The organism is Microbacterium sp. DT81.1 (assembly GCF_049844955.1).
In the GTDB taxonomy this organism is placed as follows: domain Bacteria; phylum Actinomycetota; class Actinomycetes; order Actinomycetales; family Microbacteriaceae; genus Microbacterium.
Map to the genome: position 1 here is coordinate 502196 of NZ_JBNCMA010000003.1, position 22999 is coordinate 525194.

At 69.1% G+C, this 22999-nt stretch carries 22 protein-coding genes and 2 tRNA genes; 20 read left to right on the forward strand and 4 right to left on the reverse strand.

From position 1 onward, the window contains the following. Positions 1–101: 101 nt before the first annotated feature. The 8 genes from ACLQ2Q_RS10930 (at position 102) to ACLQ2Q_RS10965 (ending at position 8834) form a co-directional block, all read left to right on the forward strand. On the forward strand, positions 102–1304 hold the full coding sequence (locus ACLQ2Q_RS10930; RefSeq protein WP_425820460.1) for a ferrochelatase: 1203 nt from the start codon (positions 102–104) through the stop codon (positions 1302–1304). Positions 1305–1314: 10 nt separating this feature from the next. Beyond that, on the forward strand, positions 1315–1851 hold the full coding sequence (locus tag ACLQ2Q_RS10935; protein WP_425820461.1) for a ribose-5-phosphate isomerase: 537 nt from the start codon (positions 1315–1317) through the stop codon (positions 1849–1851). After that, a complete protein-coding gene (locus ACLQ2Q_RS10940; RefSeq protein WP_425820462.1) occupies positions 1851–2849 on the forward strand; it encodes an Fpg/Nei family DNA glycosylase in 999 nt (332 codons plus the stop codon). The genes ACLQ2Q_RS10935 and ACLQ2Q_RS10940 overlap by 1 nt, the downstream gene beginning before the upstream one ends. Positions 2850–2920: 71 nt before the next feature. After that, entirely contained in the window at positions 2921–3556 is a 636-nt protein-coding gene (locus tag ACLQ2Q_RS10945; protein ID WP_425820463.1) for an FMN-binding negative transcriptional regulator, read from the forward strand. After that, positions 3553–5073 (forward strand): amidohydrolase, encoded by a 1521-nt coding sequence (locus tag ACLQ2Q_RS10950; RefSeq protein ID WP_425820464.1) that lies wholly within the window; start codon positions 3553–3555, stop codon positions 5071–5073. The genes ACLQ2Q_RS10945 and ACLQ2Q_RS10950 overlap by 4 nt, the downstream gene beginning before the upstream one ends. A 74-nt stretch (positions 5074–5147) precedes the next feature. After that, positions 5148–6719 (forward strand): multicopper oxidase family protein, encoded by a 1572-nt coding sequence (locus tag ACLQ2Q_RS10955; RefSeq protein ID WP_425820465.1) that lies wholly within the window; start codon positions 5148–5150, stop codon positions 6717–6719. Further along, on the forward strand, positions 6700–8151 hold the full coding sequence (locus ACLQ2Q_RS10960) for a sensor histidine kinase (protein WP_425820466.1): 1452 nt from the start codon (positions 6700–6702) through the stop codon (positions 8149–8151). The genes ACLQ2Q_RS10955 and ACLQ2Q_RS10960 overlap by 20 nt, the downstream gene beginning before the upstream one ends. A 20-nt stretch (positions 8152–8171) precedes the next feature. After that, positions 8172–8834 (forward strand): response regulator, encoded by a 663-nt coding sequence (locus ACLQ2Q_RS10965; RefSeq protein ID WP_425820467.1) that lies wholly within the window; start codon positions 8172–8174, stop codon positions 8832–8834. 111 nt (positions 8835–8945) lie between these two features. Here the strand turns inward: ACLQ2Q_RS10965 and ACLQ2Q_RS10970 are convergent, their stop codons facing one another. Continuing rightward, positions 8946–9431 carry a Dps family protein gene (locus ACLQ2Q_RS10970; RefSeq protein ID WP_425820468.1) on the reverse strand — a complete coding sequence of 162 codons (486 nt, stop codon included), beginning with the start codon at positions 9429–9431 and terminating at the stop codon, positions 8946–8948. A 146-nt stretch (positions 9432–9577) separates the two neighbouring features. On the opposite strand from ACLQ2Q_RS10970, the gene ACLQ2Q_RS10975 reads away from it, so the two are divergent. Genes ACLQ2Q_RS10975 through ACLQ2Q_RS10985 form a run of 3 tightly spaced genes read left to right on the forward strand, consistent with a single transcriptional unit; the run spans position 9578 to position 11251 of the window. Continuing rightward, complete coding sequence (locus ACLQ2Q_RS10975; RefSeq protein ID WP_425820469.1) at positions 9578–10120, forward strand: gamma carbonic anhydrase family protein; 543 nt, start codon at positions 9578–9580, stop codon at positions 10118–10120. Further along, positions 10117–10866 carry an SDR family oxidoreductase gene (locus ACLQ2Q_RS10980; protein WP_425820470.1) on the forward strand — a complete coding sequence of 250 codons (750 nt, stop codon included), beginning with the start codon at positions 10117–10119 and terminating at the stop codon, positions 10864–10866. The genes ACLQ2Q_RS10975 and ACLQ2Q_RS10980 overlap by 4 nt, the downstream gene beginning before the upstream one ends. Positions 10867–10888: 22 nt before the next feature. Continuing rightward, positions 10889–11251, forward strand: a complete 363-nt coding sequence (locus ACLQ2Q_RS10985; RefSeq protein ID WP_425820471.1) for an A1S_2505 family phage non-structural protein — start codon at positions 10889–10891, stop codon at positions 11249–11251. Here ACLQ2Q_RS10985 and ACLQ2Q_RS10990 read toward each other — a convergent pair. Next, a complete protein-coding gene (locus tag ACLQ2Q_RS10990) occupies positions 11248–12168 on the reverse strand; it encodes an alpha/beta fold hydrolase (RefSeq protein WP_425820472.1) in 921 nt (306 codons plus the stop codon). The two genes, ACLQ2Q_RS10985 and ACLQ2Q_RS10990, sit on opposite strands and share 4 nt — an antisense overlap. A gap of 109 nt (positions 12169–12277) precedes the next feature. Here ACLQ2Q_RS10990 and ACLQ2Q_RS10995 point away from each other — a divergent pair, with 109 nt between their 5' ends. Continuing rightward, positions 12278–12607 (forward strand): hypothetical protein, encoded by a 330-nt coding sequence (locus ACLQ2Q_RS10995; protein ID WP_425820473.1) that lies wholly within the window; start codon positions 12278–12280, stop codon positions 12605–12607. A gap of 18 nt (positions 12608–12625) precedes the next feature. On the opposite strand, the gene ACLQ2Q_RS11000 is transcribed toward ACLQ2Q_RS10995, so the two are convergent. Next, positions 12626–12699: transfer RNA gene (locus tag ACLQ2Q_RS11000), tRNA-Gly, on the reverse strand. A gap of 247 nt (positions 12700–12946) precedes the next feature. On the opposite strand from ACLQ2Q_RS11000, the gene ACLQ2Q_RS11005 reads away from it, so the two are divergent. The 8 genes from ACLQ2Q_RS11005 to ACLQ2Q_RS11040 all read left to right on the forward strand — a co-directional run bounded on the left by ACLQ2Q_RS11005 (position 12947) and on the right by ACLQ2Q_RS11040 (position 20824). Next, positions 12947–13020, forward strand: a tRNA-Pro gene (locus ACLQ2Q_RS11005). 85 nt (positions 13021–13105) lie between these two features. Beyond that, positions 13106–14545, forward strand: coding sequence for a trigger factor (gene tig / locus ACLQ2Q_RS11010; RefSeq protein ID WP_425820474.1), 1440 nt, complete (start codon positions 13106–13108; stop codon positions 14543–14545). Between the two features lie 227 nt (positions 14546–14772). Next, complete coding sequence (locus tag ACLQ2Q_RS11015) at positions 14773–15360, forward strand: ATP-dependent Clp protease proteolytic subunit (protein WP_425820475.1); 588 nt, start codon at positions 14773–14775, stop codon at positions 15358–15360. Between the two features lie 27 nt (positions 15361–15387). Next, positions 15388–16086 carry an ATP-dependent Clp protease proteolytic subunit gene (locus tag ACLQ2Q_RS11020; RefSeq protein ID WP_425820476.1) on the forward strand — a complete coding sequence of 233 codons (699 nt, stop codon included), beginning with the start codon at positions 15388–15390 and terminating at the stop codon, positions 16084–16086. Positions 16087–16249: 163 nt separating this feature from the next. Beyond that, positions 16250–17518 carry an ATP-dependent Clp protease ATP-binding subunit ClpX gene (clpX, locus tag ACLQ2Q_RS11025; RefSeq protein WP_425820477.1) on the forward strand — a complete coding sequence of 423 codons (1269 nt, stop codon included), beginning with the start codon at positions 16250–16252 and terminating at the stop codon, positions 17516–17518. 19 nt (positions 17519–17537) lie between these two features. Next, on the forward strand, positions 17538–18521 hold the full coding sequence (locus ACLQ2Q_RS11030) for a serine hydrolase domain-containing protein (protein ID WP_425820478.1): 984 nt from the start codon (positions 17538–17540) through the stop codon (positions 18519–18521). A 9-nt stretch (positions 18522–18530) separates the two neighbouring features. After that, complete coding sequence (locus ACLQ2Q_RS11035) at positions 18531–19730, forward strand: epoxide hydrolase family protein (protein ID WP_425820479.1); 1200 nt, start codon at positions 18531–18533, stop codon at positions 19728–19730. An 8-nt stretch (positions 19731–19738) separates the two neighbouring features. Next, entirely contained in the window at positions 19739–20824 is a 1086-nt protein-coding gene (locus tag ACLQ2Q_RS11040) for a class I SAM-dependent methyltransferase (RefSeq protein ID WP_425820480.1), read from the forward strand. A gap of 38 nt (positions 20825–20862) precedes the next feature. Here the strand turns inward: ACLQ2Q_RS11040 and ACLQ2Q_RS11045 are convergent, their stop codons facing one another. Then, positions 20863–22920: a M3 family metallopeptidase gene (locus ACLQ2Q_RS11045; protein ID WP_425820481.1), complete on the reverse strand. Its 2058-nt coding sequence runs from the start codon at positions 22918–22920 to the stop codon at positions 20863–20865. Positions 22921–22999 lie beyond the last annotated feature (79 nt).

The window sequence follows — 22999 nt, forward strand, 5'->3', positions numbered from 1 at the left end:
ATGGGGACGACGGCGCGCTTCTGATGCACCATCGACAACCCCACCAGCCTACGACAGCGGTGTCGGCCTCCCCCCCTTCCGCGAGGTGTCAGGATGGACGGGTGGCCGCAGAGCGTGTGAGAACGAGTACGGATGTCGAGACGGTGCCGTTCGGGTCGCCCGCCGTGCAGTCCGGGGCCGCGCATGTCGAAGAGCCCGTCGCGTACGACGCGATCCTGCTCGCGAGCTTCGGAGGCCCGGAGGGACAGGAGGACGTGATCCCGTTCCTTCGCAACGTGACGCGCGGCCGCGGCATCCCGGACGAGCGTCTCGAAGAGGTGGCGCACCACTACCGTCACTTCGGGGGCGTCAGCCCCATCAACGCGCAGAATCGCGCGCTCAAGGCGGCGCTCGAACGGGAGCTGCAGGCCCGGGGGCACGCGCTGCCGGTGTACTGGGGCAACCGCAACTGGGCCCCGTATCTCGACGAGGCGGTGCGGGATGCCGCATCCGCCGGCGATCGCGCGCTGCTCGCCCTCGCGACCAGCGCCTACAGCTCTTTCTCGAGCTGCCGCCAGTATCGCGAGGACTTCGCTCGCGTGCTCACCGAGACGGGACTCGCCGGCTCGGTGACGATCGACAAGGTGCGGCAGTTCTTCGACCACCCGGGTTTCGTCCAGCCCTTCATCGACGGAGTGCAGGGGGCGATAGAGCAGTTCCTGGCGGAGGGGATCGACGCCGGCGGCATCCGCGTCCTCTTCTCGACCCACAGCGTGCCGATGGACGACGCCCGCCGCTCGGGACCCCGGGACGTCGACTGGGGCGAAGAGGGCGCGTACGCCACTCAGCACACCGCGGTCGCGGCACGCGTGATGGCCACTGTCTCCGAGCGCGTCCCCGAAGCCGGCGGGATCGCGTGGCAGCTCGTCTACCAGTCCCGCTCCGGTCCGCCGACGCAGCCCTGGCTCGAGCCGGACGTGTGCGACGTGATCGCCGAGCTGCCGGCAGAGGGCGCGCGCGCCGTCGCGATCGTCCCCCTCGGGTTCGTGTCGGATCACATGGAAGTGCTGTGGGATCTGGACACCGAGGCAATGGATGCCGCCGCTGAGGCCGGTCTCCGCGCCGTGCGGACGCCCACCCCGGGGATCGACCCCGCGTACGTGTCGGGGCTCGTCGATCTGATCGAGGAGCGACTGCAGGGAACACCCGCGGCGGCACGGCCGCACGAGACCGCGCTCGGCCCGTGGTTCGATGTCTGCCGGCCGGGCTGCTGCGAGAACATCAGGGCCGGCTTCCGACCGGCCGCCTCTGGCCTGGCTCCCTAGGATTGACCGCATGCGCATCCACATCGCGACCGACCACGCCGGCCTCGAGTTCTCCACGCAGCTGATGCACCACCTGAGCGATCAGGGACACCAGGTCATCGATCACGGCCCGCTCGACTACGAGCCGCTCGATGACTACCCGGCCTTCTGCATCCGCGCCGCGCAGGCGGTCGTGCGCGACCAGGCCGACGGCATCGAAACGCTCGGGGTCGTCTTCGGCGGGTCGGGAAACGGCGAGCAGATCTCGGCGAACAAGGTGCGGGGCGTGCGCGCCGCCCTCGTCTGGAGCATCGCGACCGCCGAGCTGGCGCGCGAGCACAACGACGCGAACGTCATCGCCGTCGGCGCCCGCCAGCACACGTTCGATGAGGCCGTCGCCTTCATCGACCGGTTCATCGCGACACCGTTCTCCGGCGACGAGCGGCACGCGCGCCGCATCGCGCAGATCGCCGCGTACGAGATCGATGGCGCTCTTCAGCCTGATCCTCGGGCACCGGGGCCGCGCGGCGGAGAGTCGTCCGACGCGTTCGACCCCGAGGCGGGCTGATGCCCGAAGGGCATTCCGTCCACCGCATCGCACGCCAGTTCGATCGCAACTACGTCGGCCGCATCGTCTCTGCGAACAGTCCCCAGGGCCGCTTCGTCGAAGGAGCGGCCGTGCTCGACGGCCGCGAGGCGCTCTCGGCCCGGGCCGTCGGCAAGCAGATGTTCCTGAAGTTCGACGGCGACGAGTGGCTGCGGGTGCACCTCGGGATGTACGGCGCGTGGGACTTCGCCGGCGAGATCGTCGCGGACGCCACGATCGCCTCGGCGAATGGGCGCATGGGACAGACGAATCAACGGGGCACCGTGCTCGAGGAGGAGATCCTCGACGACGCGGGCGAGAACTCGCTGAGCTCGATCGGTGCGCCGCGCCGGGCGCGGGTGCACGTGCGGATGTCGGAGCAGACCACCGGCCTCGCCGATGAAGGTGCCGACTGGCCGCCCCCCGTCGTGGGTCAGGTCCGCCTGCGCCTCATGACGGCCGTCACCTGCGCCGACCTGCGGGGGCCGACGGCATGCCAGCTGCAGACCTCCGACCAGGTGCAGGCCACGATCGCCAAGCTCGGGCCCGACCCACTGGTCGACGACGTGGCCGAGGGCGAGGAGCGATTCGTGGAGGTGGTGCGCCGCAAGCCGACGCCCATCGGCCTGCTGCTGATGGACCAGTCGGTGGTCAGCGGCATCGGCAACGTCTACCGCGCCGAGCTGCTTTATCGCGCGCTGCTCGATCCGCACACCCCCGGGCGTGTGGTGCCGGAGGAGCTCGTCCGCGAACTCTGGCGCGACTGGGTGCGGCTGCTCGCGATCGGCGTCGAGACGGGCCAGATGATGACGATGGACGACCTGGATCCTGAGGCGTACCGGGCGGCGATGGCCAGCCGTGAGGACCGGCATTGGGTCTACCGCCGCGCGGGGCTCCCTTGCCGCGTGTGCGGCACCGAGATCGTGATGGAGGAGATGGGCGCGCGCAAGCTGTACTGGTGTCCGTCCTGCCAGAAGTGACGGGCGGTGCACGCCCAGGCCGGCAGAAGTGACGGGCGCTGCGCGCCCAGGCGGTCTCATAGGCTGGGAGCATGCGCCAGAACCCGAGCTTCGCCCTGACCGATGTGGGCGAGCTCCGCCGCCTCATCGACCGGAACCCGTGGATGACCCTCGTCAGTGACACCCCGGATGGTCTCGTCGCGTCGCATTACGCCGTGCTGCTGGACGCCGACCGCGATGACCTGACCGTCGTGGGCCACGTCGGCAAGCCGGACGACATGATCCACGGGCTGGGCGAGCGGGAGCTGCTCGTCGTCGTCCAGGGTCCGCACGGATACATCTCGCCCGGTTGGTACGGCGATGTGCAGAGCGTGCCCACGTGGAATTTCGTGTCGGCGCACTTGAGCGGGGTTCCGGAGGTGCTGACGCCGGAGGAGAACCTGCAGGTGCTCGACCGGCTGGTAGCGCGCTTCGAGGGACGGATGCCCGACCCTCGCCTCATGTGGGAGCGCCCGAACGACGCCGCATTCATCGAGCGGATGGAGCGCGGCACCGTCGGCTTCCGCCTGACACCGACGCGCGTGGTCGCCAAGCGAAAGCTCAGCCAGAACCGGACACCGGACGTCGTCGAAACGGTGATCGCGCAGCTCAGCGGTGGCGGGCCCTACGCCAACGCGAGTCTTGCGACAGAGATGCGCCGCGCCCGCGACGCGATGGACCGGTCGTGACGGCCGGCACATCGCAGAGTCCAGGCGAGACGGTCGGTACGATCCGCAACGCGCGGATCGCCGGTGGTGGTCGGGAACTGCTGCCGACCGATGGTCCGTTCGACGTCTTCCTCGAAGACGGCCTCATCGCAGACATCGCGCCGATCGGAGCCCTGACACCTCGGGGCGCGGTGCTGGACGCCCAGGGCGCCTGGCTCGTTCCCGGGCTGTGGGATCATCACGTGCACGTCGTGCAGTGGGCCCTCGCCGCGCAGCGTGAAGACCTCGGCTCCGCACGCTCGGCCGCGCACGCCGCCCGCATCATGGGCGCAGCTCCGGTGCTCACTGATGGGCGGCGGATCGGCACCGGCTTCCGCGATGCGCTGTGGCCCGACAGCCCCAGCCTGTCGGTGCTCGACGAGGCCACGGGCGACATCCCGACGTACCTGATCAACGCCGATGTGCACAGCGTGTGGATGAACACCGCGGCGCTCCGCCGGGAAGGACACGAGCCGGACGGCATCGGCCTGCTGCGAGAGACGCCCGCCTTCGAGATCTCACGGAGGCTCAACGACGTCGAACCCGCCATGGGCGACCGGCTTGTCGCGCGGATGGCGGCGGATGCGGCATCCCGCGGCGTGGTGGGCATCGTCGATCTGGACATGGCGTGGAACGAGGGGTCGTGGGCCCGCCGTCTGGCCGGGGGATTCGACGCGCTGCGCGTCGAGTTCGGCATCTATCCCGAATTTCTCGATCGGGCCATCGCCGAGGGTCTCGGCACCGGCGATCCCGTGCGCGGGGCGGCATCCGATCTCGTCCACGTCGGATCACTCAAGGTGATCACCGACGGCTCACTCGGCACGCGGACGGCCGCCTGCTCTCGGCCGTATCGCGGCGATCCGCACAACCACGGCATGCTCACCGTGTCGCCCGAGATGCTGCTCGGTCTGATGACGGCGGCCACGGGCGCCGGTCTGTCGTGCGCGATCCACGCCATCGGCGACGTGGCCAATTCCAACGCGCTCGACGCATTCGCCGTCAGCGGGGCGACCGGCACCATCGAGCACGCACAGCTGGTGGCGCACGCCGACATCCCTCGCTTCGCCCGTCTCGGCGTCGGCGCCAGCGTGCAGCCGGAGCACGCGATCGATGATCGCGACGTCACCGACAGCATCTGGGCCGAGCAGACCGCGGTTCCCTACCCGCTGCGCCTCCTCGCGGACTCCGGTGCGGCGATGCTCTTCGGCTCCGATGCGCCCGTGTCGCCGCTCGACCCGTGGGCGGCCATCGCGGCCGCGGTCTTCCGCACGCGGGACGGCCGTGAGCCGTGGCACCCCGACCAGGGAATCGACATCGCGACAGCCATTGCGGCCTCCACGCACGGCGGGACGGGCGGGAGCACGGCGCGTATCGAACCGGGCGGCATCGCCGATCTCGCGCTGTGCGAGAGCGACCCGCTGACAGCGTCCGAGCCGGAGCTGCGCAACATGACGGTGGCTGCGACGACGCTCGGCGGACGCCTGACGCACGTCAGGTAACGGGGGACAGCCCCCCTCCGCATCCGCCAGGTCGCCGGATGCCGCAACCGGGCCTTCGTGGCGAGGCTGGATGCATGCCTGAAACGACTGTCTTCTCCCAGGATGCACCGGACGGCGATCTTCCGCCGGGCCTCTCCCGGACGGGCGCGCGCCGCCCGGGCGCTGTGGCTGCGAGCCTCGCCTCGATCGCGGCGATCGGCGTCGCACTGCCCCTGCTGCTGGGCGGCTGCTCCGCCCTGTTCCGGCCGGCTCCGCCGCAGCCGGGTGGCGTCGAGTTCACCCAGCCGCTCCGCCTTCCCGCCTTGGCGGAGTCGCGCATGGAGGGCGACATCCGGATCTTCTCGCTGACCGCGGATGAGGCGCGCACGGCATTCGTGCCGGAGGGTGAAGCCGCAACTCTCGGGTACAACGGCGACTACCTCGGGCCCACGCTCGTGGCCGCCCGGGGCGAGCGGGTGCGCGTCGATCTGCAGAACGACCTGGATGCCGCCACCACCCTGCACTGGCACGGCATGCACCTCCCAGCCGCACAGGACGGAGGACCGCACCAAGTGGTTCCGGCCGGCGAGGCCGCCCACCCGGAATGGACCATCGACCAGCCCGCGGCGACGCTCTGGTACCACCCGCACCTCCACGAGGAGACGCGTGCTCAGGTGGACGCGGGACTGGCCGGCATGTTCCTGGTGCGCGATGACGAGGAGGCGGCGCTGGACCTGCCCCGCGACTATGGAGTCGACGACTTTCCTCTCATCGTGCAGGACCGCTCGTTCAACCAGGCCGGTGGCTTCACCGGCGGCGTGGAGCAGTTCGACGGTGCGCTGGGCGACACCATCCTCGTGAACGGCATCGTCGGCCCCTACCTCGACGTCTCGACCGAACGCGTGCGCCTGCGGCTGCTGAACGGCTCGAGCGCACGCATGTACGACTTCGCGTTCGCCGATGACCGGCCGTTCGAACTGATCGCCACGGACGGCGGGTTGCTGTCGGCTCCCGTCCGATCGAAGCACATCGCCCTGTCGCCGGGGGAGCGGGCCGAGATCGTGGTGAGGATGGCACCAGGCGAATCCGTGGTGCTGCGCTCGGACGCCCCGAACCCGGACCTGCACGCGGGAGGCGACGCCTTCGACGTGCTCGAACTCCGCGCCGCGGCATCCCTCTCGCCGTCGCCGGAGGTCCCCGCCGCGCTGGCCACGCTGCCGGCACCCGACCCGGGAGCCGCCGCCGCGGAGCGCTCGTTCGAGATGTCGGGCCATGACATCAACGACCGCGAGATGGACATGACGCGCACCGACTTCGTGGCCACCGTCGACACCAGCGAGGTATGGAGCGTCACGAACACGAATCCGCTGCCGCACAGCTTCCACGTGCACGACACGCAGTTCCGCATCCTGAGCATCGACGGCTCCCCGCCGCCTCCGCACCTGGCCGGCTACAAGGACACGATCGCCCTGCCGTGGAACCGCACCTACCGCCTGCTCGTCCGCTTCGACGACTACGCGGATCCGACGACGCCGTACATGTATCACTGCCACCTGCTGTGGCACGAGGACCAGGGCATGATGGGACAGTTCCTGGTCGTCGAACCCGGGCAGAGACCTGCCCTGAAGACGCACGAGGGAGAGACCGATGACCGCCATGACCACTGACCCCCAGCTTCAGCGCGGGGCGCAGCCAGGTGCCGCCCCGATCCAGGGAACCATCCCTTCCTACGGCACGCTGTGGAAGAGGACCCCGGGCAGCGCCGTGTACCTGCTCGTCATCTTCGTCGTGGCCATGGTCTCGATCAGCGTGCTCGCCGCGCTGTTCTGGACGGGGATCGGGCTGCTGGCCATCGTGATCGGTCTGCCGATCGTCGTCGGCACCCTGCTCGTGGCCCGCGGCTTCGGCGTCGCGGATCGATTTCTCCTGCGCCTGACCGGCCAGGAGCCGATCGACGAGCCCGCCTGGAACCGCGATCGCACGGATGCGTCGGGGTTCTGGATGACTTTGACCCGTCCGCTCCGCAACGGGCACTACTGGCTGTACCTGCTGCACGGCATGATCGTCAGCCCCATCATCAGCACGATCACCTTCGCCCTCACGGTCGCGTGGCTGAGCATCAGCCTCGGTGGGCTCACGTACTGGTTCTGGGGAGTGTTCATCCCGCGCGGCGATGGTGCGGGGGTCTGGGGCGACAACGTCGCCGAGGCGTTGCCGTGGCTGTTCGGCGGTCTGGACCCACGGGGCGTCGAGGTCGCGCTGTACCTCATCGCCGGCGTGATCTGCGCCGTCACGTTGCCCTGGGTGCTGTACGGGCTCGCGTGGGTGCACCACGCCGTGGCGAAGGCGATGCTCGGCCCCTGGCGGACGGATGCCCTGGCGCAGGAGGTGCGGGCCGAGGCCGCCGCACGGGGCGCCGCGGTGCACGCCGAGGACGTGTCGCTGCGACGCCTGGAGCGCGACATCCACGACGGTCCGCAGCAGCGCCTCGTCCGCCTGCAGATGGACCTCGCCGCTCTCGAGCGCCGAGCCGAATCCGGTGACACCGAGGAAGCCACGCGACTCGCTCAAGAGGCCCGCGGCCAGGCCAAGGCCGCGCTCGACGAGCTGCGAGCGCTGTCCAGCGGCGTCGCACCGCCCCTTCTCCAGGACCGCGGCCTGGCCGCCGCGCTGTCGGCGCTCGCCTCCGAGAGCCCGCTGAGCGTGACGGCGGAGATCGACCCCGCGGTCGACACCGCGGTCGGGGCGGACGTGGCTCGAAACGTGTACTTCATCGTCGCCGAGCTGCTGACGAACGCCGTCAAGCACTCCGGAGCGAGCGGCGTCGCACTCAAGGCCGCGCTCCGCGCGCCGGCTGCCGGTTCGCCGTGGATGCTGGACGTCTGGGTGGTGGACAACGGAGCGGGCGGTGCCCACATGAGCCCGGGCCATGGGCTCGAGGGTCTGAGGGACCGGGTGCACGGCCTGCGGGGCGTGCTGATCGTCGAGAGCCCGACGGGCGGGCCCACCACCGTGGGGGCGCACATCCCGCTCCCGGGTTCCGCCCCAGAACCCCGGTTCGCTGCCGCAGGCCCCCTCTCGCCGGTCGGCTCGGCGTGAGCGCGTCCTATCCTGGGGGCATGACGCCGCCTGCAGGCCCGCTGCGCATCGTGCTCGTGGAGGACTCGGTGCTGCTGCGCGAGGGGCTCGTGCGGCTGTTCGACGAGGCGGGCTACGTCACGGCCGGAGCCTTCGGCGACGCCGATGACATCGTCGCGCGGGTGCGGGGCACGCAGCCGGACGTCGTGATCCTCGATGTGCGGCTGCCTCCCGACTTCCGGGACGAGGGCATCCGCGCCGCGCTGCAGCTGCGCAAGGAGGTGCCGGGCATCGGCATCCTGGTGCTCAGCCAGTACGTCGAGGGCGTCTATGCCCGCGAGCTGCTGGCCGGGGGAGAAGGCGGGATCGGCTATCTGCTGAAGGACCGTGTGACCTCGCTCGACGAGTTCACCGACGCCGTACGCCGAGTGCACGACGGTGGGACGGTGCTCGATCCGCTCGTGGTGCGGCAGCTGCTCGCCGCCCGCCCTGACCCCATCGCCGCACTCACCCCCCGGGAGCGGGATGTGCTCGAGCTGATGGCGGAGGGCCGAAGCAACGGAACCATCGCCGAGCGCCTGTTCATCGGCGTCGGAGCGGTGGAGAAGAACGTCAGCGCGATCTTCCAGAAGCTCGGGCTCGAGGAGTCCGGCACCGACCACCGCCGCGTGCTCGCCGTGCTGGCCTTCCTGCAGCACGGCTAACGAGCCGCGACGCCCGCCACGGAACGGAAGAAGCCCGCGGGGTGCTCCCCGCGGGCTTCTCGGCGTGTGTCGTGCCTACTCGCTGACGTGGGCCTACTCGCTGACGTGGGCCTACTCGCTGACGTGGGCGAAGAGGAACCACCGGTCCTTGTCGAGGCCGCGCATGATCTCGATAGCGACATCCTGGCTCGTGACGTCAACCTCGCCGAGGCCGTCGATGGCGGTCTTCAGGTCGACGAGGATCGCGTCGATGTCGGCGATGACGTCGCGGATGAGCTCATCGGATCTGGTGAACCCGGCCGGGACCTCGGTCGCCTTGGCCTTCGCCGCCACGGTCTGCACACGGGCATCGATCGGCAGGCCGAGGGCCACGATGCGCTCCGCGGCGGTGTCGGCCCAGTCGCCGGCGTGGGCCACGATGGTGTCGAGCAGCTCGTGCACCCCGACGAAGTTCGAGCCGCGGACGTGCCAGTGGGCCTGCTTCCCGTTGATCGTCAGCGCCTGCAGCCCGAGCACGACGGGGGAGAGGAACTGGGCCGCCGCAGCAGCGACGGTGGGGTCGCTGGCGGTGGTCGAGATGGTGTGGGTCTTGCTCATGATGTCGCCCTCCGGAGTGCGTCGGTCGTGAATTCTGAGTGCAACGCTACTCACGCTGAGGCATTCCGCAAGCAAGCTGAGGCTGGGCTAACCAGGCCCCGGAGACAGGTTCGGGGGCCGGGATTCCGGGCGGCTAGGGTCGGAGGATGACCATCGCCTCCGATGCCAGTGTCCTCGCCCTCGAAGGGGCGTCCCCCCGGTTGGATGCCGGGTCGTTCGTCGCCTCGGGCGCCCGAGTCATCGGCGCCGTCACCCTCTCCCAGGGGGCCAGCGTCTGGTACAACGCCGTGCTGCGGGCGGACAGCGACAGCATCTCGCTCGGTGCCGGCAGCAACATCCAGGACAACGTCTCGGTGCACGTGGATGCCGGGCATCCGGTAGTGATCGGCGAGAACGTGTCGGTCGGTCACAACGCCGTCGTGCACGGCTGCACGATCGGCGATGGAACGCTGATCGGCATGGGCAGCGTCATCCTCTCCGGTGCGGTCATCGGCGACGGATGCCTCATCGCCGGTGGAGCGGTCGTGCTCGAGGGGTCTGTCATCCCGCCCGGATCCCTGGTCGCCGGCGTACCGGGCAAGGTGCGCCGCGAACTCTCCGACCAGGAGCGCGCCGGCATCCTCCGAAACGCCGAGACCTACCGCGCTCACACCGCCCGCCACATCGCCGCCGCCACGGTTGCGTCGTGAAGCCCGTTGCGCTCATCACCGGGGTGGGTCGTCCGCAGGGGATCGCGGCCGGCATCGCGCGTTCGCTCGCGCGCGACGGCTGGGACCTCGCCGTGAGCCGATGGCAGCCGGCCGATGAGGCGATCTTCGGAACGGATGCGACGGCGGGGCTCCACGACGTGATCGACGAGGTCCGCTCCCTCGGCGCAAGGGTGGTCGACATCCCCGCCGACCTCGAACAGCCGGAGGCCGCGGCAATGCTTTTCGCGGCCGCACGGGACGAGCTCGGCACGGTCGAAGCGATGGTGCTCTCCCACGCCTGGGACGTCGAGTCCGGCATCCTCGACACCACCGTCGACGAGTTCGACCGGCACTTCGCGGTGAACACGCGCGCGAGCTGGCTGCTCATCGCCGAATTCGCCCGGCAGGCCGATCGCGGCGGGGCCATCGTCGCCCTCACCAGCGATCACACCACCGGCAACCTCCCCTACGGCGCAAGCAAGGGCGCCCTCGACAGGATCGTGATCTCCGCCGCCCGCGAGCTGGGTCCGCGCGGCATCTCCGCGAACGCCCTCAACCCGGGCCCGATCGACACGGGGTGGATGGACGACGAGGTGCGCACCGCGCTCACGGGAATGCAGCCGGGGGGACGGCTGGGCCGGCCCGCCGACGTCGCGGAGGTCGTGGCCTTCCTCGTGTCGCCACGGGGTCGCTGGGTCACGGGTCAGCTGCTCAAGGCAGACGGCGGATTCTCGATCTCGACCTGAGAAACGGGCGTACCCTGCCGCCATGAGAATCGAGACGCTTCGACCCGGCGAGATCTTCGTGTTCGGCTCCAACGCATCGGGTGCGCACGGGGCAGGTGCGGCGGCGACCGCTGTGGAGCGGTTCGGCGCGGTGTGGGGCCAGGGCGACGGGCTGCAGGGCCAGTCGTACGGCATCGACACGATGAGCGGGCTTCCCACGATGGCGGAGGGCGTCGAGCGCTTCCTCGACTTCGCCGCCCAGCATCCGGAACTGCGCTTCCTCGTCACCGAGGTCGGATGCGGCATCGCCGGGTACACGCCCGACCAGGTGGCACCGCTCTTCCGCGGCGCGCCGGAGAACGTGGTGCTTCCCGAGCGATTCCACGCGGTGTTGGAGCGGTCCTAACCAGCCTGCGCCGGCGGGTGGTACGTTCCTCGGTGGATCTCGTACACGGTCGCCTGGCCGGGGGAGTCGGGGTCATCCACGATCGGTTTGTCCTCCATGAACAGCCGGATGACGTTGGACAGCTCGCCGGGATGGCTGAAGTTGATGGCGTGCGCGGCGCCTTCGATCCGCACCACGAGCACATGATTGTCCGTCTGCGCCGCGACCTCTTTGACGCGCTCCGGCCCCGGCAGGAGGGGGTCCCGGTCCCCGAGCACGACCAGGGTGGGGATGGTGAGCGCGAGAAGGCGCTCGAGCGTGGGGTACTCGGTCAGGGCCTTGAACATCTTGAATGTGCTCGGGACTCCGAAGCGCAGGTAGTCGGGGGTGGCGACAGTCACCATCTTCCGTGGCTCGCGCGGACCGTCCTTGGTGAGCTGTGCCATCGCGCGCCGCAGCGGCTGGTTGTAGAGCCCGCCGGCGGGGGACACCAGAATTGCCCGGTCGATGCGTTCGGGGTACCGGTACGCGAACTCGCAGATCACCGGGCATCCCATCGAGTTGCCGACGAGGGTCGCCCTCTCGATGCCCATGCTGTCGAGGAACCGGGCGGCGGCGTGCGCGAGGTCGGGCACGTCCAGCAGCGCGCCCGCCTTGGCGCTGCGACCGAACCCCGGGAGGTCGGGAACGAGGGTGTGGAACTCGTCCGACAGCACCTGTGCCGTCGGCAGGAGGTAGCGACCGGAGAGCCCGAAGCCGTGCACGTGCATCATCACGCGGGCGTCCGGCGTCGGGTCGGGAGATTCGCGGTAGAAGACGCTGAAGCCGTCGACCGTCGTGTACCGCTCCGCGAGCGCGGATGCCGGCTTGCGAGGCAGCTTCGGCGGCTTGGGCTGCCGGCTCTCCTTCGCGGCCGACGCGCTGGAACCTCTCGCCATGATGCGCCCCCTCTGACCCGCGAGTTCTCGTGCTCAACACGATTCCATGGCCCACGGTAGCGCTGAACCCGAGCACTAGCATCAACGACAACGAACAGGGAGGTTCTCGATGACCGCGAACACCGCCGGACCGACTTCCGCCCCGCGCAGACCGGCCGCGAGGACAGGGGACATCATCGCCACCATCCTTCTGATGCTCGTCTCGCTCGGCCTAGCGGCCGCCCTCTTCCTGGCCTCGCTGCTGTGGGCCGTGGACAGCAACCCCAACACGGTGGGCTTCGCGCTGGGCGTCTACGGGCCGCCGGTCCTCGCGATCGTCGGCGTGGTGCTCGGCATCGTCGCCCTGGTGAAGCGGCGTCTCGCGTTCATCTACCCGCTCGGGGCGATCGTCCTCGGGCTCATCGTCTGGTGGATTGGGGCGCTGCTGATCGCTTCGTGATGGCTGCAAGAGGTGACGTGGAGGGGATGACGGGAATCGAACCCGCACCATCAGTTTGGAAGACTGAGGCTCTACCATTGAGCTACATCCCCGCAGCGGCGAGCCGCGGCATCCACAATCTTATGGCATGACCCGCCCGTGCCTCGGACAGCCCGCGCCAAGTTCGGAGAAGCGCCCCTTCCTCGGCGTCTCAGCCACGAATGCGCCGAAGTTCGTGACATTCTCCGAGCTTCGTGCATGCCAACACCCCAGAACCGCGGATGTCGCAACCCTCGGATGCCCGTCGGCTAGACTCTGACGGGTTGTTTGTGCCCGCGCGTGCGCACGGACACCACCACCCGGGGCGTAGCTCAGCTTGGTAGAGCGCCCGCTTTGGGAGCGGGAGGCCGCAGGTTCAAATCCTGTCGCCCCGACGGCACGGCCTTCGAAAACCATCCCAAGACCTTTCACCCGGTCGCGTCGTGCGTGCCGGGAAAACATCGAGGAGAACGAACAAGCATGGTGAACAGCACCGTCGAGACGCTCACCCCCACCCGGGTCAAGCTGCACATCACGGTCACCCCCGAGGACCTCAAGCCGAGCATCACGCATGCCTACGAGCACATCGCTCAGGACATCCAGATCCCCGGCTTCCGTAAGGGCAAGGTTCCCGCCCCGATCATCGACCAGCGCGTCGGCCGCGGCGCGGTCATCGAGCACGCCGTAAACGAGGGACTCGACACGTTCTTCCGTGCCGCCGTCGCCGAGCACGACGTCAAGGTCATCGGCCGTCCGTCCGCCGACATCATCGAGTGGCCCAACGAGAAGGACTTCTCCGGCGACCTGCTCGTCGACGTCGAGGTCGACGTCCGTCCCGACTTCGAGCTCCCGGCCTACGAGGGCATCACCCTCACCGTCGACGCGATCGAGGTCGACGAGGCCGCGATCGACGAGGAACTCGACCGCCTCCGTGCGCGCTTCGGCACGCTCGTCACGGTGGACCGCCCCGCCGCGACCGGCGACTTCGTCGAGCTCGACCTCGTCGCGACGATCGACGGCGCCGAGATCGACCGCGCCGACGGCGTTTCGTACGAGCTCGGCTCGGGCGAGCTGCTCGAGGGCATCGACGAGGCCATCGACTCCCTCACCGCGGACGAGGAGACCACCTTCCGCTCGAAGCTCGTCGGCGGCGACCACGCCGGTGAAGAGGCCGAGGTCACCGTCGTCGTCAAGGCCGTCAAGGAGCGCGAGCTTCCCGAGGCGGACGATGACTTCGCTCAGATCGCCAGCGAGTTCGACACGATCGCCGAGCTCCGCGAGAGCCTGCGCGAGCGCGTCGCCCAGCAGTCGACCTTCACGCAGGGTGCGGCCGCGCGCGACCAGCTCGTGGACGCCCTGCTCGAGCAGGTCGACATCCCGGTGCCGCCGCAGCTCATCGAGGACGAGGTGCACAACCACCTCGAGGGTGAGGGACGCCTCGAGGACGACGTGCACCGCGCCGAGGTCACGGAGGCGAGCGAGAAGCAGTTCCGCACGCAGCTCGTGCTCGACGCCGTGGCCGAGCAGGCCAAGGTGCAGGTCTCGCAGGAGGAGCTCACGCAGTACCTGGTGCAGTCCGCCGCCCAGTACGGCATGGCCCCCCAGGAGTTCGTCGAGACGCTGCAGCAGAACAACCAGCTGCCGGCGCTCGTCGGTGAGGTGGCCCGCAACAAGGCCCTCGCCGTGGCGCTCAGCCGCGTCAACGTCGTCGACACCAACGGTGCCCCCGTCGACCTCGCCGGCTTCGTCGCCCTCGAGGACGAGGCCGCCGCGGAAGAGGACGTCGTCACCGAGGCGGATGAGATCGCGGATGCCGCGGCCGACACCGACGCCGCGTCCCCAGACACCGCGGAGGAGCCCGCCGCGCAGGAGCCCGCGGCGAAGCCGGCCAAGAAGAAGGCTGCGCCCAAGAAGAAGTAGTCGCGAAGCGACAAGAGAGGGGCGGATGCCGCGGTGAACGCCGCAGCATCCGCCCCTTTGTCATCCCCGCCGCCACGGGAACATGCCGCCACTGGAACGTGCGTGACGACTCCCGCGGCGTCCTCGCGGGCCGCCGGGGCGCGGATCTATGCCCACGGCGAACACGGCCGGACGCCGCGATCCCCGCCGGTAGATTCGTTCCAGACGTACTACGAAATGGAGCAAAGATGGCCGAACCACTGGTCGCACAGAGTGTCTTTGACAGGTTGCTGAGAGACCGCATCATCTGGCTGGGCTCGGAGGTGCGCGACGACAACGCCAACGAGATCTGCGCGAAGATCCTCCTGCTCGCCGCCGAGGACCAAGAGAAGGACATCTTCCTCTACATCAACTCGCCCGGCGGTTCCATCACCGCGGGCATGGCGATCTACGACACGATGCAGTTCGTGCCGAACGACATCGTCACGGTGGGAATCGGCATGGCCGCCTCGATGGGCCAGCTGCTGCTCACGAGCGGCACGAAGGGCAAGCGCTACATCACCCCCAACGCCCGGGTCCTGCTGCACCAGCCGCACGGTGGCTTCGGCGGCACCGCGAGCGACATCCAGACGCAGGCCCAGCTCATCATCTCCATGAAGAACCGCCTCGCCGAGATCACCGCCGCTCAGACCGGCAAGCCCGTCGAGCAGATCAACGAGGATGGCGACCGCGACCGCTGGTTCACCGCCGCCGAGGCGCTCGAGTACGGCTTCGTCGACCACATCCGCGAGCACGCCCTGGACGTCGTCGGCGGCGCCGGCACGACCGCGAGCTGACCGAAGGCGAAAGAGAGAATCCCGAGAATGAACATCCCCACCTTCGGTACGGCCGCACAGGGCCTCGCGAATGGCGGCGTCGCGCACCAGGGCCTGCAGGCACCCGGATCGCGCTACATCCTGCCGCAGTTCGAGGAGCGCACCGCCTACGGCTACAAGCGTCAGGACCCCTACAACAAGCTCTTCGAGGACCGCGTCATCTTCCTCGGCGTGCAGGTGGACGACGCGTCGGCCGACGACGTGATGTCCCAGCTGCTCGTCCTCGAGAGCCAGGATCCCGACCGCGACATCATCATGTACATCAACTCGCCCGGCGGCTCGTTCACGGCCATGACGGCGATCTACGACACGATGCAGTACGTGTCTCCGCAGATCCAGACCGTCGTGCTCGGCCAGGCGGCATCCGCCGCCGCCGTGCTGCTCGCGGCCGGCGCCCCCGGCAAGCGGCTGGCACTTCCGAACGCCCGGATCCTGATCCACCAGCCGGCGATGGGCGAGGCCGGTCACGGTCAGGCGTCGGACATCGAGATCCAGGCGGCCGAGATCCTGCGCATGCGCACGTGGCTCGAGTCGACGCTGTCGAAGCACTCGAACCGCACGCCGGAGGAGGTCAACCGCGACATCGACCGCGACAAGATCCTCTCCTCCGAAGAGGCCGTCACGTACGGTCTCATCGATCAGGTGCTGACGACGCGCAAGCGCATGCCCGCCGCGATCGGCAAGTAGCAAGACCCCGGATGCCTCGGCCCGCCCTCCCGCGAGGGCTGGGCCGAGGCATCCGCCGTTCTCAGGGCGTTACTCCACAAGTCCGTGGAAATACCACCCGATGTCGAGACCAGCGATTAGGCTCAGAGCACTCCCAGCAGGGGGTTTCACGAGGAGGAAGCACATGGCTCGCATCGGTGAGAGCGCCGACCTGTTCAAGTGCTCGTTCTGCGGCAAGAGCCAGAAGCAGGTGCAGCAGCTCATCGCCGGCCCCGGGGTGTACATCTGCGACGAGTGCGTCGAGCTGTGCAACGAGATCATCGAGGAGCGGATGGCCGAATCGGCCACCGGCGTCGTGTCGGACTTCGACCTCCCGAAGCCGCGCGAGATCTTCTCCTTCCTCGAGGAGTACGTCGTCGGCCAGGAGGCCGCCAAGCGCGCACTCTCGGTCGCGGTCTACAACCACTACAAGCGCATCCGGGCCCACGGCACGATCCAGAGCGCCGAGCAGCGCGCCGATGAGGTGGAGATCGCCAAGAGCAACATCCTGCTCATCGGCCCCACGGGCTGCGGCAAGACGTACCTCGCGCAGACCCTCGCCAAGCGCCTCAACGTGCCGTTCGCGGTCGCGGACGCCACAGCGCTCACCGAGGCGGGCTACGTCGGTGAAGACGTCGAGAACATCCTGCTCAAGCTCATTCAGGCGGCCGACTTCGACACGAAGCGCGCCGAGACGGGCATCATCTACATCGACGAGGTCGACAAGATCGCCCGAAAGGCCGAGAACCCCTCGATCACCCGCGACGTCTCCGGTGAGGGCGTGCAGCAGGCGCTGCTGAAGATCCTCGAGGGCACCGTCGCCTCCGTGCCCCCGCAGGGCGGGCGCAAGCACCCGCACCAGGAGTTCATCCAGATCGACACGACGAACGTGCTGTTCATCGTCGCCGGGGCGTTCTCCGGGCTCGAGGACATCATCTCGTCCCGGGTCGGCAAGCACGGCATCGGCTTCGGCGCCCCGCTGCACGACAAGGACGACGATCAGAGCCTGTTCGCCGACGTGCTGCCCGAAGACCTGCACAAGTTCGGGCTGATCCCGGAGTTCATCGGCCGCCTCCCTGTGGTCGCCTCCGTCACGCCGCTCGACCAGGACGCCCTCATGGAAATCCTCACGGAGCCGCGCAACGCACTCGTGAAGCAGTACCAGCGCATGTTCGAGCTCGACGGCGTGAGCCTCGAGTTCGAAGGTGACGCCCTGCGCGCGATCGCCGACCTGGCAGTGCTGCGCAAGACGGGCGCTCGGGGCCTCCGGGCGATCCTCGAGGACGTGCTCGGTCCGATCATGTTCGACGTCCCCTCCGCCGACGATGTCGCCAAGGTGATCATCACGCGGGCGTCGGTCGAGGACGGCGCCGCACCGACGGTCGTGCTCGCGCGCACCAAGAAGAGCGCCTGACCGCTCGAGGTCCGCCACGATGGAGCTTCCCGACGGCGTCCTCGACGGCTTCACGGGAGTCGTGAGCGCCCATCACGGCGACGAGGTGCTGGGGGAGTGGGCCGTGGGGCTCGCCGACCGCGTGCACTCCGTGCCGAACACCCCCCTCACCCGGTTTTCCATCGCGAGCGGCAGCAAGACATTCACCGCCGCCGCGGTGCTCTCCCTCGTAGCCGACGGCTCGCTGACGCTCGAGACCCGCGCTCGCACGATCCTCGGGTCCGACCTCCCACTCATCGCGGACGACGTCACGATAGACCATCTGCTGAGCCACCGATCCGGGATCGGCGACTACCTCGATGAGGACGAGGACGAGTTCGCTCCGCTCGCCCTGCCGGTGCAGGCGCTCGATTCCACACCGGCCTTCCTTCCGATCCTCGACGGCTACCCGACGAAGTTTCCCGCCGGCGAACGATTCTCCTACTGCAACGGCGGCTATGTCGTGCTGGCCCTGCTCGCGGAGCGGGTGAGCGGAGTTCCGTACGCGCAACTGGTGACTCAGCGCGTCTTCGACCCGGCGGGGATGGCGCACAGCGGCTTCCCGCGCTCCGACGCCCTGCCGCCGAACACGGCGACGGGCTACAAGGATGATGGACGCAGCAACATCTTCGACCTGCCCGTCGTCGCCTCCGGGGACGGCGGTGCGTACACCACCGCAGCCGACGTGCAGCGGTTCTGGCGAGCCCTGACGGCCGGAGCCGTCCTGCCGCCCGAGCTGGTCGACGCAATGCGCGAGCCCGTCAGTCCCGACGCCGATGAGGGCCGCGGCTACGGGCGAGGTCTGTGGCTCGATGACGGGATGCTGTCGCTGTCCGGCTCCGACTACGGAACCACGGCGCGCAGCCTGCACGATGTCGGGACGGGCGTGACGGTCACCGCGCTGGCCAACGCAGAACTGCCGATCCTCGCCCGCACCAACGCCTTGATGGCCGCGGCCCTCGAGCATGTCGGAGGCCGCGCGTAGCCTGCGTCGATGCAGCCGTTTCTGATCGACGTACCGGATGCCGTGCTCGAGGATCTGCGGGATCGCCTGGCGCGGACCCGCTTGCTGCCGGACTCGCCTCGCAAGCCGCGATCCGGCATGTCGGCGGCGTACCTGCGGCAGCTCGTCGACGGGTGGCGCGAGTTCGACTGGCGCGCCCGCGAGGCGTGGCTCAACCAGCATCCGCAGTTCACGGCCGAGGTCGGCGATGCGACCATCCACTTCGTCCACGCCCGAGCCGCTCGAGCGGATGCGCCGGCCCTGCTGGTGATGCACGGCTGGCCGCACCTGTTCTCGCTGCAGCTCGGCTTCGCAGATCTCCTGCCCGACTTCCACGTCGTGATCCCCAGCCTCCCCGGCTTCGCGTTCTCCCCTCCGTACGCCGATGGCCCCATGACCGAGCAGCGCCTGGCCGACACCATGCACGCGCTGATGACCGAGGTGCTCGGCTACGAGCGGTACCTGACCTACGGGGAGGATGTCTCGGCCAACGTGAACGACCTCCTCGCGGCCACGCATCCGAAGGCCGTGTCGGGGGTTCTGGTGACGCATGCGCACTTCCCCTCGAACGAGGAGCGCGACGCGCTCACCGACCCGGCCGAGCGAGCGTTCTTCGACCGCCTCGCGGCCGCACATGGGACGGACGGAGGCTACGGGCACATCCAGGCGACCAGACCCGACACGCTCGCTGCCGCCCTCAACGACTCACCCGCGGGCGTCCTGGCCTGGCTGGCGGAGAAGCTGGTCGAATGGAGCGACACACCGCCCGGGCAGCCGGAATCTGTCGAGCGGCGGATCAGCAGGGATCGCATCCTCACCGAGGCGATGATCTACTGGGTCACGCAGAGCATCGGCTCCTCCTTCAGGCCGTACTACGAGGGCGCCGATCAGCCGGGCCCGATGCCTCGCGTCGAGGTCCCGGCGGCGGTCTTCATCCAGCGCCACGAAGCCGACAACCCCGAGTCCATCGCCCGTGACTATTACCGCGACCTCCGCCGATTCGAGCGCCTGCAGGAGGGCGGTCACTTCACGGTGGCGGAGGTTCCGGCGGCGATGGCCGACCGCACCCGGGCATTCGCGACGGAGCTCGGCCTCCTGCAGCCCCCGACCGACCGGACACGACTGCACGCGGGCGATACGATGCCACCATCGATACCTCCGCCGAACCCGACAGCACGGAACTCCCGGTAGACCGGACCATGGCACCGGACTCCGATGCAGGGGAGGCGCTTGCAGAGCGCCTCTTCACCTCTCTGGTCCCCGCCCTGGAGCTGCTCACCATCGAGTTGGGACGGCGCCTCGGCTTCTACTCGAGCATCCACGAAGCGGGCGACGTGAGCGCGGGAGAGTTGGCCGCGCGATCGGGAACCTCGGCGCGGTACGCACGGGAATGGCTCGAACAGCAGGCGTCCGCCGGCATCCTCTCTGCCACCGGCGATGGCGCGGACGCACGGCGCTACGCCGTGCCGGCCGCGCATGTCCCTGTGCTGCTCGACGTGCGGAGTGCGCTGCACACGATGGGCGCTCCTACGATGTTCACCGGAGTCGCCACCACCTTCGACGCGGTGGTCGAGGCGTTCGGCACCGGTGATGGAGTGTCGTTCTCGGAGTTCGGTGCGGGGGTGCGCCATGGCCTCGAGATCTTCAACCGCCCCGCCTACACGAACGACCTGTCCACGTGGCTCCGCGAGATGCCGGATGTCGCCGAGCGGCTCGCCGGCGGCGGGACGATCCTCGATGCGGGATGCGGAACGGGTTGGTCCACCGTCGCTCTCGCCGAGGTGTTCCCCCGTGCGCAGGTGATCGGGATAGATCTCGACGACGCCTCCATCACCGAGGCGCAGGCGCACGCCGTTGAGTCGGGAGTGACGGCACGCGTGAGGTTCGTGCGCGCGGACGCCGGCGACGCGGAGGCCCTGCGTGCTGCCGCGGGCGGAGCGGTGAAGCTCATCACGGTCTTCGAAGCGCTCCACGACATGCTCGACCCCCAGCGCGTGCTCGCCGCCCTCGCGTCGCTCCTGGACGAGGGCGGCGCCATCTTGGTGGGGGACGAGCAGGTCGCCGATGAGTTCGCGGCACCGGCGCACTTCCTCGACCGGCTGAACTACGCGTTCAGCGTGCTGCACTGCCTGCCGGCGACGATCGCCGAGGGGAAGGGTGAAGCCAACGGCACCGTGCTGCGGGCACCGACGCTCCAGGCGTGGGCGACGGCCGCCGGTCTCACCGGATTCGATCGACTCCCGATCGAACACGACTTCTGGTCGTTCTATCGCCTCACCCCGTGAGGCGCCCGGCGTGAGCGCGAGCCGCGCGCGCCGAAGCCTCAGGCCGCCAGCCCGCGGCGCTCGAGGAGCGGCTGGATCTCCGCATCCCGGCCCCGGAAGTCGCGGTACGCCTCGAGGGGATCCTTCGACCCCCCGACGCCCAGCAGCCTGGTGCGGAATCGGTCGCCGTTCTCCCGCGTGAGCCCGCCGTTTTCGCGGAACCACTCCACCGTGTCGGCGTCGAGCACCTCGCTCCAAATGTAGGAGTAGTAGCCGGCGCTGTAGCCGCCCGAGAACACGTGCGCGAAGTAGGTGGATGAATAGCGCGTGGGCACGACAGGGTTGTCCAGGCCGATGTCGGCGAGTGCGGCCGCCTCGAAGGCGGCGACATCCGGAACCGCCGTGGCCTGCTCGACGCTCAGGGAGTGCCACGCCTGGTCGAGCCAGGACGCGGCCAGGTACTCGCTGGTCTTGTAGCCCTGGTTGAACGCCTCCGAGGCGCGCAGCCGTTCGACGACGTCGGCCGGAAGCGGCTCACCCGTCTCGACGTGCTTGGCGTAGTTGTCCAGAACCTCGGGCCACATGATCCACATCTCGTTCACCTGGCTGGGGAACTCGACGAAGTCCCGGAACACGGCGGTACCGGCGAAGTGCGGGTAGGTCACTGTCGCGAAGAGCCCGTGCAGGGCGTGTCCGAATTCGTGGAAGAGCGTGGTGACCTCGTCCAGCGTCAGCAGGGTGGGCTGACCCGGCGCCGGCTTGGAGACGTTGAGATTGTTCACGACGACGGGGTCGGTGCCGCGCAGCCGGGCCTGGCTCACCAGCGAGTTCATCCATGCCCCGCCGCGCTTGGTGTCGCGCGTGTAGAGGTCGAGGACGAAGAGGCCGAGGGGCCCTCCGTCCGCGTTGTGCACCTCGAAGATGCGATTGTCTGGGTGGTAGGCCGACAGGTCTGTGCGCTCGGTGAACGTCACGCCGTACAGCATCGCGGCGGCGGCGAACACGCCGTCCTGAAGCACCCGCTCGGCCTCGAACCACGGCCGCAGCGCGGTGGTGTCGATGTTGTACTCGGCCTGGCGCACCTTCTCCGTATAGAACGCCCAATCGTGGGCCTCGAGGGGAAACGGCTCGGGCTCCGACGCATCGATGAGAGCCTGGAGCGCCGCCTGTTCGCGCCGGGCGTTGCGGGCGGCGGGCACGGCGAGCTCCCGCAGAAGTGCGTGCACCGCCTCGGGCGTGCCGGCGGTCTCGTCGGCGGTCACATACGCGGCGTGCGACTCGTAGCCGAGCAGCGCTGCCCGTTCGGCCCGCAGCCGCACGATCTGGGTCAGCACCTGGGAATTGTCGTTCTCACCGCCGCGGCATCCGCGCGCCCGCGAGGCATCCATGATGCGCTTGCGGCTCTCGCGGTCAGTGAGGGTCGAGAGGTATGGGTGGCCCGTGAAGAGCGTGAGAGTGACCGCGAACTTGCCGTCCTCGCCGCGGTCCGCGGCCGCCTGCGCGGTCGCCGACAGCTCACCCTCGGTGAGCCCGTCGAGGTCGCTCGCCTCATCGAAGATCACGGCGAGGTCGTTCGTGTCGGCCAGGAGGTTCCTCTCGAACGTCGTCGTGAGCATCGAGAGCCGCTGGTTAAGGTCGGTGAGGCGCTCCTTGGCGTCTTCGTCCAGGGCGGCGCCGGCGTGGGTCATCTCGCGGAAGTGACGCTGCACGAGGTAGCGCTGCTCCGGATCGAGTTCGAGCGTGCCGAGCTGCTCGTGCAGCGTCTTCACCCGCCAATACAGCATCGCGTCGAGCTGGATCGAGTCCTGGTGGGCAGACATGAGCGGCGCGAGCGCCTCTTCGATCTCCTGGATCTCCGGCGTCGCGTCGGCCGAACTCACGGTGTAGAAGGTGCGGGACACTCGTCCGATCAGCTCACCGCTCGCCTCGAGCGGCACCATCGTGTTCTCGAACGTCGGCAACGAGCGAACCCGGGTGATCGCCGAGATCTCGGCTGTGTGGTCCGCGAAGGCACGCTCGAAAGCCGGCAGATAGTGCTCGGGGCGGATGTCGGCATACGGCGGGAGCGCGTAGGGAAGCGTCGAGGCGGTGAGAAGCGGGTTGGCGTTGTCGGACATCCGTCCAGCCTAATCAGGCGCCGTGGCGGGTCCTCGAATATGCAAAGGTATTTCGGCAAAAGAACCATTGCAAATATTT